Source organism: Ktedonosporobacter rubrisoli, from assembly GCF_004208415.1.
GTDB classification, from domain to species: domain Bacteria; phylum Chloroflexota; class Ktedonobacteria; order Ktedonobacterales; family Ktedonobacteraceae; genus Ktedonosporobacter; species Ktedonosporobacter rubrisoli.
On record NZ_CP035758.1, the window covers coordinates 4,696,863 to 4,714,532 of the forward strand.

12 protein-coding genes are annotated in these 17,670 nt (G+C 50.3%); 5 read left to right on the top strand and 7 right to left on the bottom strand.

Features of this window, described 5'->3' with window-relative positions; all coding sequences use genetic code 11:
• Positions 1 to 277 precede the first annotated feature (277 nt).
• Together EPA93_RS20575 and EPA93_RS20580 are read left to right on the top strand one after the other, a co-directional pair.
• Positions 278 to 886 carry a flavin reductase family protein gene (locus EPA93_RS20575; RefSeq protein WP_129889315.1) on the top strand — a complete coding sequence of 203 codons (609 nt, stop codon included), beginning with the start codon at positions 278 to 280 and terminating at the stop codon, positions 884 to 886.
• The gene (locus EPA93_RS20580) at positions 867 to 1,532 is read left to right on the top strand and encodes a uracil-DNA glycosylase family protein (protein ID WP_129889316.1); all 666 of its coding nucleotides are present in this window, start codon (positions 867 to 869) and stop codon (positions 1,530 to 1,532) included. Before EPA93_RS20575 ends, EPA93_RS20580 begins: the two co-directional genes overlap by 20 nt.
• On the opposite strand, the gene EPA93_RS20585 is transcribed toward EPA93_RS20580, so the two are convergent.
• From EPA93_RS20585 to recD2, 3 genes are all read right to left on the bottom strand, one after another.
• On the bottom strand, positions 1,529 to 1,927 hold the full coding sequence (locus EPA93_RS20585; protein WP_129889317.1) for an iron-sulfur cluster assembly scaffold protein: 399 nt from the start codon (positions 1,925 to 1,927) through the stop codon (positions 1,529 to 1,531). The two genes, EPA93_RS20580 and EPA93_RS20585, sit on opposite strands and share 4 nt — an antisense overlap.
• Before the next feature lie 203 nt (positions 1,928 to 2,130).
• Positions 2,131 to 3,012 carry a sulfurtransferase gene (locus EPA93_RS20590; RefSeq protein WP_129889318.1) on the bottom strand — a complete coding sequence of 294 codons (882 nt, stop codon included), beginning with the start codon at positions 3,010 to 3,012 and terminating at the stop codon, positions 2,131 to 2,133.
• 168 nt (positions 3,013 to 3,180) lie between these two features.
• Positions 3,181 to 5,463: an SF1B family DNA helicase RecD2 gene (recD2, locus tag EPA93_RS20595; protein WP_129889319.1), complete on the bottom strand. Its 2,283-nt coding sequence runs from the start codon at positions 5,461 to 5,463 to the stop codon at positions 3,181 to 3,183.
• Between the two features lie 285 nt (positions 5,464 to 5,748).
• On the opposite strand from recD2, the gene EPA93_RS20600 reads away from it, so the two are divergent.
• Positions 5,749 to 6,525, top strand: a complete 777-nt coding sequence (locus tag EPA93_RS20600) for a hypothetical protein (RefSeq protein ID WP_129889320.1) — start codon at positions 5,749 to 5,751, stop codon at positions 6,523 to 6,525.
• A 227-nt stretch (positions 6,526 to 6,752) separates the two neighbouring features.
• On the opposite strand, the gene EPA93_RS20605 is transcribed toward EPA93_RS20600, so the two are convergent.
• Positions 6,753 to 7,655 carry an alpha/beta hydrolase gene (locus EPA93_RS20605; protein WP_129889321.1) on the bottom strand — a complete coding sequence of 301 codons (903 nt, stop codon included), beginning with the start codon at positions 7,653 to 7,655 and terminating at the stop codon, positions 6,753 to 6,755.
• A gap of 125 nt (positions 7,656 to 7,780) precedes the next feature.
• Positions 7,781 to 8,110, bottom strand: coding sequence for an acyl-CoA thioesterase/BAAT N-terminal domain-containing protein (locus tag EPA93_RS20610; protein ID WP_129889322.1), 330 nt, complete (start codon positions 8,108 to 8,110; stop codon positions 7,781 to 7,783).
• A gap of 681 nt (positions 8,111 to 8,791) precedes the next feature.
• On the opposite strand from EPA93_RS20610, the gene EPA93_RS20615 reads away from it, so the two are divergent.
• Positions 8,792 to 13,285 carry a DUF6788 family protein gene (locus EPA93_RS20615; protein WP_129889323.1) on the top strand — a complete coding sequence of 1,498 codons (4,494 nt, stop codon included), beginning with the start codon at positions 8,792 to 8,794 and terminating at the stop codon, positions 13,283 to 13,285.
• 319 nt (positions 13,286 to 13,604) lie between these two features.
• Positions 13,605 to 14,381: a PHP domain-containing protein gene (locus tag EPA93_RS20620; protein ID WP_129889324.1), complete on the top strand. Its 777-nt coding sequence runs from the start codon at positions 13,605 to 13,607 to the stop codon at positions 14,379 to 14,381.
• Between the two features lie 82 nt (positions 14,382 to 14,463).
• Here the strand turns inward: EPA93_RS20620 and EPA93_RS20625 are convergent, their stop codons facing one another.
• Complete coding sequence (locus tag EPA93_RS20625) at positions 14,464 to 17,076, bottom strand: hypothetical protein (protein ID WP_129889325.1); 2,613 nt, start codon at positions 17,074 to 17,076, stop codon at positions 14,464 to 14,466.
• Positions 17,073 to 17,663, bottom strand: coding sequence for an RNA polymerase sigma factor (locus EPA93_RS20630; RefSeq protein WP_165423281.1), 591 nt, complete (start codon positions 17,661 to 17,663; stop codon positions 17,073 to 17,075). The genes EPA93_RS20625 and EPA93_RS20630 overlap by 4 nt, the downstream gene beginning before the upstream one ends.
• Between the last annotated feature and the right edge of the window lie 7 nt (positions 17,664 to 17,670).

Here is a 17,670-nt window from a genome sequence, read left to right on the forward strand (position 1 = left end):
AAAAAAGAGAAGTTCTGGGGCAAGCAGTTGGCTTATTTAAACATTCCATCAACTAGATACGCCTTTTACCTGTTATATCATTTTTATAAGCTGGTAATCGGGAAACTGTACAGAAGGTCAGTTGACAAGAGCTACATTCAAGATGATACTACAAGATAAGGGAAGTCGCCTGACACCATAGAGGCATCGCTCTAACAGAGGGTTAGGGAAACGATCCACGAAGTTCGACGAGGAGCCGGCGGGCGTTTCTATGTTTTCCAATTTAAAGGACAATTGAATGGCTATTGAAAAAGATTTTTTCCGGCAAGTGATGGGTCGCTTCGCAACTGGCGTCACTGTAGTTACAACGAGTAATCAAGGAGTATTGGCAGGCCTGACAGTTAACGCCTTCTGTTCCGTCTCACTGAATCCACCTCTTGTTCTCGTCTGTATCGATCTTTCAAGCAACACAGTACCATTGTTTCGTGATAGCAAGGCTTTTGCCGTGAATATGCTTACGGAGCAACAAGAGCATCTATCGCGCTGTTTTTCCACAGCTTCGCCAGAGCGGTATGAATATTTTTGTCACGCTACCTACCATACTGCGGCCACTGGCGCTCCCATTCTCGATGACGTGCTCGCGTTTATTGATGCTCGCATTGTCGCCGAATACCCGGGCGGTGATCATGTAATCTTCCTGGGCCAGGTTGAAGCCATGGGGATGCCAGGCCAGGTTAGCTTTGCACAAGATGCTCAGAGCCAGGGCGACAAGCCAGTATTTAGTGAAGCACGTGCAGCATTAGAAAACCCTTCTCCTCTTCTCTATTATAAAGCAAAATATCGCCAGTTACCTGATACTACCCGAAAACCCAGTCTCGCAGGATACTATGATGAGGAATTTACCTAAGCTGCAGCCTGCTGATCGCGAAAACAAGCTAATAGCACTCCATCAACGTATCCTCTCCTGCCGTCTCTGCCAGGAGAGAGGGTATATTGCCACGGCTCGGCCTATTGTACAGGGACGTGCTAACGATCGGATCTTCTTGATAGGACAGGCTCCCGGTCACCTCTCTGTAGCTAGAGGCGTTCCATTTAGCGGACCAGGAGGACGTGTTCTGCAAAAATGGCTTGAGCGCGCGGGTTTCCCGCCTGGTTATCTGCATGAACACGTCTACCTTAGTTCTCTGACCCACTGCGATCCAGGCAAAAACCCCAAAGGAAGTGGAGATAGACGGCCTTCACCACAAGAGCTAGCTCTTTGCAAACCCTTCCTGGAAGCCGAGCTGAACCTTGTGCAGCCTCGTGTAGTGCTACTTGTTGGCACAATGGCCATAGAGGCCTTTCTGGGGAAAGCCAGGCTAGAAGATATTATCGGTACCTACCAGGAAATAGAGAAGAGGCTTTTTTTGCCCTTACCTCATCCATCAGGGGTAAGTCGCTGGCTCAACGCACCTGAACATCAGCACTTACTCGCTCAAGCCCTTGAGCATCTTGCCCGTTGGCGCAACGAATATGGACTCCAGGGCGGGCAGGCACAACCAGGATCAAACTAATCCTGGCTGGCCGCCTTATGCATGCGAAACTCATGTACCCCTTTCTTCAAGGTGCCGAGCGCAAGTGTGGCACAGGTCGGACGCGTCATGACCAGTTCGCGCCCAAGTTGCTCGATGAGATCTTCAAAGCTCATTTCTTCTATCTCTTCGGCTGTCATCCCTTCCACAAGTTCGGTCACATATGAGGCTGCCGCCTTGCTAATGGTACATCCCTCGCCTTCCCAATTGATGGCCTCAACTTTGCCATCCTCGTTAAAGCGCGCATGCATAGTAATAATATCGGCGCAGCCGGGATTGCCACCACTCAAGCTTACATCTGGATGCTCTAATGAACCATAATTGCGTGGATTCTCATAGTGATCCATCAAAAATTCGATAGCTTCCTGGCGATCCATAAACCCTACCTTTCAAAATGTGGTAACAAACGCTGGTGAATACGCGTTAGTCATGAACATCTCTCCACACAGCATAACCACTTATATCTCAATTGTCTATTGCTCCTTACAGTATAAAGGGTCTCCACACAAACCTGAGCGTTCTCCCCTCTACCATTTTACCAATTTCCGCTCAATGCGGTTTAGCCAGCGCTCTACAGCAGCTATTTCTCAATAGGAGCACGCACCATATTCCCCCATTCAGTCCAGGAACCATCGTAGTTACGCACTCGCGGGAAGCCAAGCAACTTTGCCAGCACAAACCAGGTAAGGGCAGAACGTTCACCAATACGGCAGTAGGTAATAACATCTTTATCGGGCGTTATGTCCTGCCCCAGATAGATTTGCCGTAGCTCTTCGACACACTTGAATGTAGCATCGGCATTCAGAGCTACTGACCAGGGAATATTCCTGGCTCCTGGAATATGGCCTCCCCGCTGAGCTCCCTCCTGGGGGTATTCCTGCATGTGCAGTAACTCACCGCTATACTCCTGAGGCGAGCGTACATCGATGAGTCTACGCTCCGAATTGCGTAGGCCGGGCCACACAGTCCCATGGAAAGCCCGAATCGTCTCGTCTGCCTGTTGCGCTGTATAGGATGTGCACTCAAAATGAGGTACATCTCTGGTCATTTCACGTCTCTCGGCCTCCCATTTTAGCCGTCCACCATTCATGATCTTCAGCCTCTTGTGGCCGTATAAAGTAAACAGCCAGAAAGCGTAACAGGCGTACCAATTGTTCCGATCACCATAGAAAACAACTGTCGTGGTATTTGTAATTCCCCAGCGACTCATCAGCTGTTCAAAGCCCTGTTGATCGATAAAATCGCGCGTGATTTTATCCTGCACATCCACATGCCAGTTGAGTTTCACAGCCCCGGGAATATGGCCAATCTCGTAGAGCAGCACATCCTCATCGGCTTCTATGAGTCGAACAGCAGAAGTATTGAGATGCTCTGCTACCCATGCGGTTTCTACCAGAACTTCTGGATAAACGTAGCCAGAAAGCGCGCCTATTCCCGACGCCACTGTCTCTATACCAGACATGGAACGTTCCTTCCTAAAATATATATGTACACTCGCCAGCTCCTTCGCCTGTAAAGGAGTCGAGCAAGTGATGAGGTCTTAACAGCCACTATTGCTGCCAGTAGAAGAGCTCTTCAACTCTGGCAGCTCATAATTATACTGTTTTATATTCTACCTCCGGACTCGGAATTAAACAAGGGTTTGGGCGCTTCCTTTGCTCCAGGCCAGGAGACGCTCTGCCAGAGCAGTATTGCGCTGCGCGATGCGCGCATTTCTCACAGCGATTTCTAGGGCCTGGGGCTGGCCAACAAGCACACAAAAACGCTTGGCCCGTGTAATAGCTGTATAGAGCAGATTGCGCTGTAAGAGCATGCGATGCTGAAGCACAAGGGGAAGAACGATAGCGGGATATTCACTCCCCTGGCTCTTATGCACCGTCACCGCATAAGCTAACGTTAACTCATCTAATTCGTTAAAATCATAACTCACGAATGTTGATCCAGTCTCTTCCACAAACTCTACTTTGGCCGTCGCGTTCTCACGGCTAATACTGCGTATCCAACCTATATCGCCATTAAACACGCCCTTATCATAATTGTTGCGCGTTTGCATCACCTTATCCCCAACACGTAGTATATGATCCCCTAGTTCCACCTGGGCAAAAGCGCGAGGATTCAAGCGCTCCTGCAGGCACTCATTCAGCATAGTAACCCCTATCGGCCCTTTATACATCGGGGCCAATACTTGAATGTCGGTCAATGGATTAAAGTGATAGCGCGCCGGCAAACGGCGCTGGACCAGATCTAGAATGAGTTGCTGAGCCCGCATAGGGTCTTCCTCGGCCATAAAAAAGAAATCGCTGTTGGCCTCAATTTTCGTTGAGGGCATAGCACCTGCATTGATACGGTGCGCATTCACAATGATTTTACTCTGCTGGGCCTGCCGAAAAAGCTCGGTAAGCCGTACCGTAGGTATTGCTTCGCCAGCCAATAAATCATGGAGCACATTTCCCGGGCCGACTGAAGGTAGTTGATCAGCATCTCCAACCAATAATAAATGGGCTTCGCGCGGAAGAGCTTTCAAAAGATGATAAAAAAGCAAAATATCAACCATTGAGAACTCATCAACAATAACGAATTGATGTGAGAGCGGCCTATCCTCATTACGCTGATAACTATTGTCATGCGGCGCATATTCCAGCAAACGGTGAAGGGTCTGAGCCTGCACTCCGGTGGCCTCAGCAAGCCGCTTTGCCGCCCGCCCGGTAGGCGCAGCCAGAGCAACATCAACTTTGCGATTGCGCAACAACATGAGCAGGGCCCGAATGGAAGTCGATTTTCCTGTTCCTGGTCCACCTGTCAGGATACATACCTTATTATTATAAGCCATTTGCACAGCAGCTCGCTGCTTCTCTGTTAAATGCATATTCCGTTTCTGTTTAAGCAGAACGAAGACTGTATCCCACAATTTTTGCGGCGCAGGTGGCAGCGAGCTAGGAGAATTTAGGAGACTTCGTAAAAGGCGCGCCGAACCACTCTCCGCGTACCAGAACGGCCCATAATAAATTCTTGCCTGTAGATTGGTTGGCTCCGCACTATCTTCCTCCGCAGCCCATTCGTCATCAAGAGTGGCCGTGGCTGCTGCTTCTGGTGGCTCAACAAAGATATCTTGCTCGCTCCGTAAGATATCAAGTGCATGTGGCAGGATTTCCGGCGAAGCTTTCAAGGCCTCTGAAGCCCGTTGCATAAGATCGGCTTCGCGCAAAAAACAGTGTCCCTCTTCATTAGCAGCCTGCGTGAGCACATACTTCAAGCCGCTGGCAAGGCGAGGCAAACTATCAGGCGGTAACCCCAGTTTCACAGCGATCTCATCGGCAGTGCGAAAGCCAATACCATGCACTTCCTGCGCTAGTTGATAGGGATTTGCGCGAATGACTTTTATCGATTCCTTACCATACTGCTTATAGATGCGCGTCGCCACATTGATCGAGACATCATGTGACTGCAAGAAGAGATGCAATTCTTTTATTTCGCTCTGCTCGGCCCAGGCCTTGATAATCTGGTTACAATCCTTAGCTCCTATCCCCTTCACTTCGCGCAGACGCTCAGGCTGCTGCTCAATAATGGCAAGTGTCTGCTCGCCAAAATGCTCAACAATCAGGCTTGCCTTCTTCGGCCCTATCCCTTTAATCAAGCCGGAACTGAGATAGCGAATGATACCTTCGGTAGAAGCTGGTAGGCGCTGAGTAAAGCTGGTTACGCGCAATTGCTTGCCGTAGCGCGGATCGTTTTCCCATTCGCCTTCTACTGTGAGCAGTTCCCCGGTACGAATACCCGGCATAATGCCGACGAGAGTCGTTAGATCATCGCGAAAGAGCCGCCCACTATCTTTGGGGCGAAAACGCGCTACAGTATAGTGATTATCTTCATTACGAAAGACGATGTTTTCAACAGAACCTTCAAGCGCTGGCATATTTATCTATTCCACTAGCAGAACATCATAATGGTAAATATCACCAATTTATCTTAACACAGTTGTCTGAACACTGGAAACTGTTTTTGACAACAGCTTTATCTCGGGCTATTAGATGTTACAGAAAATTCCATAGCCCGGACTAAGGCCTCTTCGGGCTTGACAAAATGGCCTATTCAGCTTACAATTACAAGTAACAGTTGTTACTTGTTCTAATTTTGAAACTAGTGTGCTGCCAGCAACGTAAAGATACTACAGAATATATGATGTAGGAGACGTCCACTTATGAGTCAGCCGATGAATAGTTTATTAGCTGATGCTCACCTTCGGTTGATGATTATGCACAGGCTGCCACAGCTTTATCGCTACTTCCAGCCAATATCAATAGCGCAACTCCAAAATCAGATAGAGAAAGCTGTTACTCCTGAGCAACTTGACCAGGCAGTTAATGCGTTGCAGGAGCGCATCTGGAAACTGCCAGTTCAGGATCAGCAGCTCTTAAGAAACCGCCTTGTGCAAATCCTGAGCACCCATGCCCTAAATGCTAACTACTCTTCTTTACGTCTGCAAGCGGCCCAATGGCTACGCTTATTGGCTCAGGCCGGCCTTATTAGCAATCCTCAAGAAATTTTTGTGACGCTGGTTACAGCTACCATGATCTGGTCAGAAAAGCTGAGCTATTTGAGGCTCATCGCCGATTGCTTCCTGGCTTTTCACTATCCTTACCCGGCTTTCGCCTGGCACCTCTTCCCTGATAACCAGACATTCTATCCACTTGCCCCTTTATTGAAGCAGGCCAATGAGGCTATGCAAGAAGCGCTTATAGCTATCTTCGCTGAGCTATCGGATCTCAACGATCCACAAATTATCGATTATCTACTCCCGGTAGCCCTTAGCTGGTCAAACCATGCTAATGCCGATTACCGCCGCCAGGTGACACCCGTACTGGCCCATATAAACCATAAGAGCTCGCAGGAAGCCCTCAAGCGCCTGCAGTTTGATGCCGATCCTATTGTGCGCGCTAGCGCTAAACAGGCGGCAAGCAATAGCCGCGTGATCTAAGTCTCCAATACATAAAAGAGTACTAATTCGATCAGCTATACTTATTGCCACCGGACGATGAAGCGCTTCTTTATCTAGCTCGGCGGCACTTTACTTACCGAATAAGTACTCACATATTGAGTATATCATACTTTCCTATTTCCTATCTATCCTTGCCAGTAAGGGATAGCAGAAGAGGAAGTTTGCAGCATTGCGCCTGCCATTGGATTTTTTCTAGCTTCATTCACTTAGCAAGCCGGGTCGGCATTCTTTTCCCTCAAGTCGTCCCGCAAACTCCTGGCCAGAAACGCGAGTATTTCCTGCCAGGAATCGGCACTCGCCCTGGCCTGAAAGGATGCCTCACCGCCAAAACTGATAAGCGCGGGACCGGCTGCCAGCTCAAGCGCGGGTGGCAAAGAGGGTAGCCCATAAGGGAAGCAAACAAAATGTCCTGTCCGCTCGTAGCATAGAAGCTTAACAGAATAGGGATGATTGGATTTTTTTAGCCGCTTTACAACTAGCTCGGCATAGAACTCCGAGGGCCAGAGCTGATCATCTTTGCCCACGATAAGCAACAGTGGACCGCTTATATTCTCGACAGGAATAGCAGTCTCATCAGTTTCGTTGAGGTTTTGGGTACCTTTCACAAAGGCTGCTTTCCCACTAAATGGTTTATGGCGTATGAATAGCCAAAAATTGCGCATCACATCGAGGAACTCCCACTTTAGCTGGACATATGGCAAGGGCTTGCCTTGATACGTCCAGGCAGATTGAGAGACCGGCTGCATACTACGCAGCCCAGACTGCACGTAGGCGCTCGGCGAACAACTCACAACAGCCTTAATCTCGGGAAAAGTTGCGCCGAGCAGCAGAGCGAGTTCACCGCCTCTTGAAAAGCCAATCACCGCTATTTTTTGCCCGTCGATTCCTTTCTGTGCCTGGAGCCACTGGATCACAGAGGCAAAATATTCAAGGGGAATCTCGATGAGATCTCTGGGACAATCTTCTATCCCAGAAGATCCACTAAAATAAGCCAGAGACAGTCCAGCATAACCACGCGATGCTAGTAAAGAAGCTGCGCATTCTCGCATTCCACCATCCGAGCCATTGAGAATAAGAGCTACTGGATGTGGTCCAGTGCCGGGCGGCATAAATAGGGTTCCTACGAAATCTTGATCCGTGATCGGTATACGGATAACCTCAGGGGCAGCAAAGAAGCGCTGTATACTGGCAGTGGCAACAACTGTCCCCGCAACTTCTGCCCGAAAATTTATCGTCAGGGGCGTGGGTTATTTCGGGCAAAGAAAGTTTTTTCCTTCTTACCCTTTTCTATGACAGACATGGACCAGAAGAGCCCCATAGGATCAACTTCTGTGTAGCTGCCCGCTAAGGGCTTCTGGACGTTGAGGTCTATTCGCCCTTGCGCATCAGCGACGAAGGTTGCAGCTGATTGCCAGCATTGACGAAAGCCATCAAGCATCTGTGCATGAATAGTGGCATGTTGATGAGGCTGTAAACCCAGAAGGCAAAGAGAAACTGGCTCGTCTATCAAAGAGGTTTGCGGAGTAATTTTAAACTGGCATGACGAGGTTATCGGTTGGATCATTATAACTTACACCTCTTATTTCTCAGTAAGAGCAGGAATGGGCAATCTCGACTAGCGAGACTATACCAGATAGAGAGAAACGTTTAACCATCCTTGCCTTTTGTCATGTGTACGCGATCCATAAGGGTAGTTTGTCTCAATATTCCATCTAGAGTGTAGCAGATCAGTATAGCGCTGTCCAGATGCACAAACGCACTCGACACAATTTTTGCCTTGCGCTGGCACTACTCAACCCTTCGGCTCCTCACGTCCCGATCCGTGGCAAGAAATAATTGGCTTGCTCCGTCCAAACAAAATTTTTGATATGCAGAAGAGGGAAGAGAGGCCGTCCGTATGGTACAATAGTTGAGGACATTATCCATCGGCGGATAAGCTGGCGTTGCTGCTCTCACAGACGAGATATATGAAAGGTGCAGCCCTTCACCTGAGATCCGGGGCAACATGTAAACCTGCTGTATGAACCGCGGGTTAGCGAATTGACTCCGATTTTCCTTCCTCTGTGTGGCCCTCTGGCGGCAGCAACATGAGCGTAGCAAGGCCCTGGAACAGATAGGCTAAACTGTTGTTAAGTCAATGCAGACTAGGTTATAATGTCTAAGATTAGAGAAATTTCATTACCAAAAAACAGCATTTCGTTTTCCACATTTTTTTGCACACTCAAAGAGCAGATAGGCACGAGCGATGAACAATAAAGTCACCTATCGCCAGCAGTTCACGCGCTGCGGAAAACAGCGTTGCCGCAAATGTAGAGAGGGGTCAGGACACGGGCCTTACTGGTACGCCTACTGGAGCGAGAAAGGACGTACCGTTAGCAAGTACATAGGCATACATCTCCCCGAGGATATCGCAGCAGCGCAAGATACCTCAGGAGAGATAGAGCGGGAAATTATTTACAATGTAAGCGCTCCTACTTCGTCAACGCCTATTTTACGTATTTATCTACTTGGTCAGTTCCGCATCGAGCGCAAGAGTGGGAGCGATTGGTGTGCCATTGATAGTCGGGCCTGGCATCGCCGGCGAGCGCGCGCCCTTTTAGGCTGCCTGCTTAGCAATCCTGGGCGCAGGCTAGGCAGAGAGCAAGTCATGGAGCTTCTATGGCCTGATCTCGACATAGACGTCGCCGCTAATCGTCTCAACGGCGCTGTCCATGAGTTACGCCAGATCTTAGAGCCGGAAATAGAGCGACCCGCCGCTTCACGCCTGCTTCGTCTCGAACGCGATATTCTTGAGCTTGCAGATAGAACGCAAATCTGGGTAGATGCCGAGGAGTTCGAGCGGCGGCTAAAAGAAGCAGAAACAACTACAGATCCCCAACAAGCAGAGCAACTTCTTGAGGAGGCCGCCGAGCTTTATCGCGGGAGCTACCTGCTGGAAGAGCTTTATTCGGAATGGGCGGCCCCGCGGCGCGATGCCCTACAGCGCAGCTGGGTGGGCTTACTGCTCAAACTAGCGCATTTACGCGTGGAGCAGGGGGCTTTCGTTAGCGCCATTGAAGCCTTAGATCGCTTGCGCGCCGCTGACCCCAGCAACGAAACTGCGCTCCAACGTTTAATGATCCTGCTTACGCAGCTTGATAGACGCGGAGAAGCGCTTCAAATCTATCGTCAGCACGTTGCCATACTCAAACGCGATTACGAAAGTGAGCCTTTATCCGAGACCCGAGAGCTTTATGAAGCCTTAAGGGAGGGTAAACTTCCAACGCCTCTTACTGCGCCCAAGGGTTCGGCCATCCTGGAGCAGCGCAAAGAGGATAGCCTGCCGAATGCTCGTCTTGACCAAACGCAACTCTTAGTTCCACCCTCTTTGTTCGCACGCCCCACGTACCAGCCGGGCCGCCACAATCAAAGTCCACTTATTGGGCGAGATCAAGAATCCGAAATTATGCGCCAGGTCATGCTAACCGTCGAAGAGGATAGCCAAAAAGTTATACCAGCCGCCGTAAGCATACCTCAGCGCACGTTACCTACAGCTTCTCCTTCAGCACGACCCCGCAAACCACATTTCCTCTTTTTACGGGGTGAAGCTGGCATTGGCAAAACCCGCCTGGCAGAAGAACTGAGTATTGAGGCCAATAATCGAAATTGGGCTGTCGCCTGGAGCCGCTCCTACGAGCAGGAACGCACAATCCCTTATCGGCCCTGGACGGAGCTGTTGCGCACTCTTTTACAAGGTGTCTCTACTTTCTCCGATCTCTCTAATCTTGTCTCTTCCTCCACGCCACTGGCTCAGCATAGCCTTACTCCCGTTAAGCTCGAACGGTTGGGAGCCTTATTGCCTGAACTTCTCAACAGCTCTCCTCTCGCTCCTGGCCGTGCGCATACCTCACTGTCACACGAGCAAGAGCGCCTTCATCTGTGGGAAGCAACATTGGGACTCCTTGATGCCTTGAGTAAAGCACATCCACTACTTTTAGTCCTTGATGATCTTCATTGGGCCGATGAGAGCAGTATTGAGCTGCTCACTTATCTCACCCATCATCTACAAAACCAGCGAATTCTCTTAATCGCAACCTGCCGGGATGGCGAGCTTACTCCGCTTCACAAACTCCATGCCTTGGCTGCGGACCTGCGTCGGGAGCAGGCCATTGTTGTAATTTCAGTCAAGCCGCTGACGCACTCGCAGATCGGCACCTTGCTGGCTCACTTACCAAAGACCATCGTGCAGAGCATACAGATGCAGGCTGCCGGCAATCCCTTCTTTGCCGAAGAGCTCGCGCGCTATGTAGGAGCCAATGCCAATAACGAAGATCCCTTTATACCGCTGGCACCCGGCGTCAGAGCGGAAGCCGCCCCCGGCTCTTCAGCGCTGCATATTCCTTTACAGAAAAAAACGCAGCATGAGGCCATTGCTCACTCGTATCATTCACTGCCCGAAGCCATTGCGGCAGTCCTTGAACGACGTCTTGCCCGCCTGAGCAGCGGCTGCCAGGCTTTACTGGGCAAAGCTGCCGTATTGGGCGGCTCTTTTGAGCTGCGCCACCTTATACCCATGGCCAGCGAACACAATGAAGACACCATCCTCGATCTACTTGAGGAGGCCCTTCAAGCCGGTCTTTTAACTGAAGAAGGCACGGGGGCTTATATCACATATCATTTCTGGCATCCGTTGATTATTAGCCATCTCTATGAACGTCTCTCGGCTGCCAGACGCGCACAGCTGCATCGGCGCGCAGCAGAAGCCATTACAATTGCCTATCCAGATGCGCAACATGAAAAAGTTGCCGCCACCATTGTTTATCATCTTAGCCGTGGAGGTGGCGATTCGGCAAAAATTGCCTATTATGCCGAGATGGTAGGAAACCAGGCTTACAGGCTCGTTGCCTATTCGGAAGCCCAGCGTTATTATTTGCAGGCAATCCAGGCCTTTCTCGGCCATAGTCAGCACACGCCAGAAGATACGGAAGTACCCAAGCATCTGCATGCTATCACGCCGCAAATGATATCTCAACAATGCCTGCCCAATCCCTTGCATATGTGCTGGCTTTTGGAGCGTGTGGCAGAGTGTAGCGTAGTGCTAGGAAATTTCGAGGACGCGCGCTATTTATATAGATGCATTCTTAACTTACGTTCTCGCCAGGATTTCCAGCAACAGGTCTCCTCTCCAGAAGTAAGCCCAGATGAACAGCGCCGCAAAGAAGCCCAGATTCAGGCCTTGCTCTGGCGCGAAATCGGCTACTCCTGGACGGCAACCGGTAACTACACACAGGCCCATGAATGCTATTGCCGTGGGAAAGAAGTTATGCGTCAGGCAGGTGTCACTACAGGAGCAGCCTGGGCCTGCCTGCATCTGCAAAATGGCGCGATATTGCGTATGCAGGGAAACTATCACGAGGCTCGTCGTTGTCTGCAGGAAGCGCTTGCCATGCTTGAGAAGGTTATACCGCAGGCCTCCGCATACTATCAAGCCATGGACCCCTCATCGCTTAAGCACTTCCAATACGCGGCTTCTCCCAGCCCGTATGAGGGATCTCAAGGATATCAGCATCAAGAGTTACAGACACGCACAGAGCGCGCTCTCATCGGTAGCCCGTTAGAGCTGGGTGAAGTTCATGAGCGCCTGGGGGTCGTTGCTGGTAGTCTTGGCCAATTCACCGTTGCCATCATCCACATGCGCATTGCCATGAACATTTATGAGCGCATGGATCTTGTCTCGATGGTAGCCCGCGCCTGCAGCAATTTAGGCGCTGCCAGTCTCGCACGCGGGGATTTCCGGGCTGCGCGCAAATATCTGGATCGCGCCTTTGAGCTAGCAGAGAGAGCTGGCGATCTTCCTAACCTGGCCCTCAGTACCTTAAACCTTGGCGATAGGGCGCGCCGTATGGGTAACCTGCACGAAGCCGAAAAGCTCTACACGCATGCGCTTTCTATGGCTGAAAGTATCAATGATCACGAGCGTATGACCTGGGGCCTTGCGGAACTTGCCACCGTGCAACAGAACCTGGGCCAACTAGATGAGGCGACAAATAATCTTCGACGCGCCCTTAAAACCGCTAGAGCGATCAAAAATTTACGCGCTATTCGCTATGCTCAAATCGCGCTGGGCGGCTTGCGCATTGCCAAGGCGAACCTACCCTCACAAAAGCTCTCCATCCCTATCACTGATTATCAAACCTCGCGTGAGCATCTTCTGAAACGTGCTCGCCTCACGTTACGCAAAGCTACAGCTTCTCAAGGCATGGAAGCTGAGGCCCTTGTCGAAGGGAAATATCTGCTCACCATCGTTTACTTTATGCTTAACGATTTAGAGACTGCAGAACATATGGCCCAGCAAGTCCTTGAAGAGGCGCGTTCCACCGAGACTATACGTATCGTTGCTTGCGCCTACAATCTCCTGGGTAGCATTATGACGATACGCCAGAATTATGAGCAGGCCGACTATTATTTTGAGCAGGCTCTCCAAATCGCCAGCTCCCACGAGCTGCACCTGGATTATGCAAGGGCTCTCTTCGACTATGGCATGACACTTATCCAGCGTACAAATCCACTTCTCAATGTGCTCAGTAGTCAGGACTGCCAGGAAGCTCTCTATCAGAAAGGCTTATCTCATTTACAAAATGCACGCTCCATCTTTGCCTCCTGCCATGCAGCTATCGATCTCTTCCGTGCTGAGCAAGCCATCGCCCAGGCAGGGGTCTATAGCCCACTTCTGCAATCTAGCGTGAATCAGGTAGTCTAGCTCGGCAAACGAGCAGCGACAAAACGGCGATCCTGGTCAGCGGCAGAGAAATAGAAACGGTTTGTCGCCAGATCGGCAGCTTTTGGTTGATCTGCCGATCTTCGGCTTCGCCCCCTTTACATTTAGGCGCTAGACTGTGCAAAATACCAGTAGCACAGTCTAAATTTTATCTCAAAATGAGTCCAGGGAGACACTAGAGGCCTTGTACATTCCCTGCTCAGAGCTAGTAAAGGAGATATGCCCAGCTTCAGCCACTATTCACCTCGTAGACATCAAGAGAAATCTATAGTTGTGTAAGCAGCAGAGAAAAGGATTTTATATGACGCTCGATACTGATTTTCATAGCCATGTCTCTTATACCTCTGCCATGCAGATGGCTCAGTCAGCCCGTACAAAAGGCTTACGTGTCCTCGGCCTTTCAGAGCATATTACGCAGATGAGCGAGTCCCGCCCCCTCCTGGAACACTTACCTCTGGAAGGGCCAATAATGACCTTCCCAGCCTATGTTGAAGCGGTCCTTGCAGCAGCTCAGGCTATTCCATTTGATGTACGCCTGGGCATGGAAGTTGAATTTATCCCCGAGAAAAATGAGCGCATTCAGGCCTTACTACAACCCTACAACTGGGATTTTCTCATTGGCTCGGTACATGAAGTAGATGGCCTCTCGATAGAGGTAAAGCAGGATTTGACACGTGAGGAATGTGAGGATTTCTGGCTACGCTATTTTCAAGCGCTGCGCCAGGCAGTTAACAGCGGCTATTTTAGCCTGGTCAGCCATCCTGTCCGCATGAGAGCTAGCAATCCACACCTTCCAGCTACATTCGATCACGAGCTTGAATATCTGGCGGCAGAAGCTACACGGAACAACGTTGCTCTGGAAATCAATGGATCTGACCTGCTCTCCTATCCAGATGTGGTTCGCCGCCTGGCCCGTGCCTGCGCGGCTCAGCATACTCCCATCAGTGTTGGTTCTGACGCGCACTACCCGGCAGAAGTTGCCCAGGCCCATCAACAATCTGCGGCACTTCTCCACGAGGTAGGTATTCAGAGCATCAGGATCTGGAAGCAAGGGGTAGCAGAAGAATACTCTTTTTAGCTAGAGAAAAACGTAACGGGGCCAATTAGCGGTCCCCGTTACACAATTTCTATTTACATATATCAGCGCGACTTTGCTATTGTTACGCTGGCGGCATCTTATCCCAGCCTACCAACTGTATATGAGCCCCTGATACTTGCGTTGCCTTGAGCAGGTGTAAACGCTGACCACTTTCCAGGTCGAGGGACCAGAGCTTATAGCTCCCATCAGCATAGCGAGCTCCGACCACAAGAGAACCACCAAGGGGGGCCAGGGCTATGCTGTTATCGCAGATTGGCCACTGTTGCAACTCAAGCTTTTCTTGACAAAGCGCCTCTGCGCCAGGAGCCACATCAGCTACAATAGTACGAGCATTCTGCCCCAACTTGACGACCTGGAAGGCTTTGCCAGCCTGGCGCATAATCATGAGCCCATTATCGGCTGCATAGCCAATGGGGATACCATCAGGGCTTACGAGGCGAAGATTTTTACCATCACTATTCACGGCATAAATGCCTGATGACCCATCTGAGCCTTGATAAGAATAATACACAGCAGAGCCATCGGGGCTAAGCCAGAAGGTCGAGCCAGGAGCAGGCTTCGTTACCTGCTGCATCTCACCATTGGTCACATTCACCCGATAGAGCGTGTTGGCATCCAGCTTGCCAGCTCCAGTAAAGTAGAGGAAAGGCTCACGATAATATTCAAGTGTCTGTACGCTTAGAGAAGGCAACAATATCTGACTTTCATGCGTATGCGTATCAATCTTGATAATGCCCCGGTAAGCCGTCGCAATAAAAACCGTCTGATTGTCAGATAGCCAGATTGCATTACCTGCATCATTATCGCTAAGCGCGTAGAAAGGCTTACACGCCCCTGGCTGTGCCAGTATGCAATAAATTGTTATGCCGCTCTCAGAATATTGATACAGCAGCGTATTTCCATCGCGCGAAATTCCATCTATTTGGGCTTTCGCAGGTAGATCGCTGCCATCAAGCGTGACTTGATTATTATTGCGAGCATCTACATTCTGGATCTTCATATTTCCGGCAGCAGGATCGATCTCAGTAAACAACACTCTATGCCAATCTTTAAATGAAACAGGCCCAGGAGCAGGTGCGGGCTGAGATGTATCAGCAACCTTGATACGACTCCAACCAGTCAACTGTACACCAATACTGGGTGCTGGTGTGAGCAGGACATGGGTCTTGCCCGTCTGAAGGTCATCGACCCAGACCTTACGGCTACCGTCGCTATAGGCACCGATCACGCTCAAAAAGCGACCATAAGGGGCAAGAATAACATCTTCGTCGCAAATTGGTGTATATGAGGAGTCGTCACAGAGAGCGGCTGCTCCAGGCGCGGCATCGGCGAGCACAACCTGGTCCTGAGACTGGGAGGTCTTACCAAGCTTTATCACTTGAAACTTGCTCCCTGCTTCCTGCAAAAGCAACAAGGCATTATCAGCAGCAAAGCCAATGGGGATAGCCGCATCAAGCTTACGCAGTTGGGTAGCCCCTGTTCCATCGCTATGTACAGCATATATAGCTGTAGAAGATTCCCCATCCTTATCAGTATAGAAGATAGTCTTTCCATCAGGGCTAAGCAAATAGCTATGTCCCTGCAACGTCTTCACAACAGGCTGCACCGCGCCTGTAGTCAAATTAAGTCTAAAGAGGCTCCCCGAAGCATCTTGATCTCCATGATTAAAATACAGAAAACCATCACTATAAAATATAGGATGTTCAATTTTTTGCGCATCTATTTTCTGTGTGGCTCCCGTCGCGATATCAGCCTTTACAAGTCCGCTATGAGTAGTTGTAATGAGCACATGACGATCGTCTGGCATCCATATCGCATCCCCCGCTTCATCCGCATCAATGCTATAAAAGCTTCCATCGCCGGCTAGAGGCTCTAAGGTATGATAATACACACGGCCGTTTTGCCAGAATTGATAGAGGAGATTGAGCCCATCATAAGATATACCATCAAGCTGAGCATTATTGGGAAGAGACGGAGGCGTAAGCGAGGTGCTCATCCCGCTTATAAGCTCATAGCTCGTCACAGTCGTCCTCCCGTTATTCGTCGTCCCACTCTCAGTAGAGAGACCAATGACGACGGAAGACCAACCATTGGCAAGCCTGGCCGCTGTTGATGACACCGAAGCTGGCGTGTCACCCGTATGCGCCCGCAGCCAGACCATCCGCGCAAATAAGCCGAGGGAAGCGAAAACGAAAACAGCAACGGCAGCCAGGGCAAACACATTGCGCCACACGACTGGCGCTCGGCTCCCGATAAACTTCTCAGGGCGTTGTCTTGGCCGAGGAGAGCGCTGCTTTGATAGAGCCGGCTTGCTACTCACCTCTTTGAGCTGTGGGCGACGCTGCTGCTCTTTATGAAGCGCCGCCATAATCGTAGCCTTAGTCGAAGGAACGCGCAATTCTCCCTCGGCCACCAGCTCACTTAATGCTCCGCGCTGCCAGGCACGTACACTTCGAGCATGGGCTAAAGCAAGCTGGCAACTGGCGCACGTTGGGATATGAACACGTAGCTCTTCCAGCAATTTTCGGTCACGTCGCTCTTCCTCAGAGGCGCTCTGGTCAGATAATTCGTAATGCTTCTCATCTGTCAGCTCATCGAGCAGACGGAAACAATGAATACTAAGCGGGCATGCAGGCAGACCACGAGAGTGAGAATCCGGCACCTTATTCTTCATGATCTTCCTTCCTGATCGAGACCAGCATAAATACGCTGAAATGCTTGCCTGGCTCGTGATAGCCGGCTACGAACAGCAGAGAGCGAATCTTGTAACGTCTCCGCAATCTCATTATATGAGAACCCTTCAGCATCCATCAGCAGGCACATCACAGATGAAGCTGGTAATTGCGCCAGCACACGCTTCACTAAATCGCGCTGCGCTACACGTTCCTCAAATTCCTCTTCACCCCCCAGATATTCCTCGCCGGTTCCCTCCTCTAACTCATCGTCGCCTCCATAAGGATGCGTAAAAGGAATCAGAGTTACGTGCTTTCGCCTACGCCACTCGCTATTAATAAGATTCTGCGCAATGCGTATTAGCCAGGGCGCAAAGCGTAATTCCTTACCATTCATTTGAGGTAGTGCGCGATATGCTGCCAAAAAGGTTTCCTGGCAGATATCTTGAGTGAGTTGTACATCCTGTGTCCGCGCATAGATTATACGTCTTATGCGTGGCTCATAAAGCTCAACAAGTCTCTCAAAGGCTTGCATGGACCCTTGACATGCCTCAGTAACAAGCAGAGACTCATCTTCCACAGCGTTCATATAATCC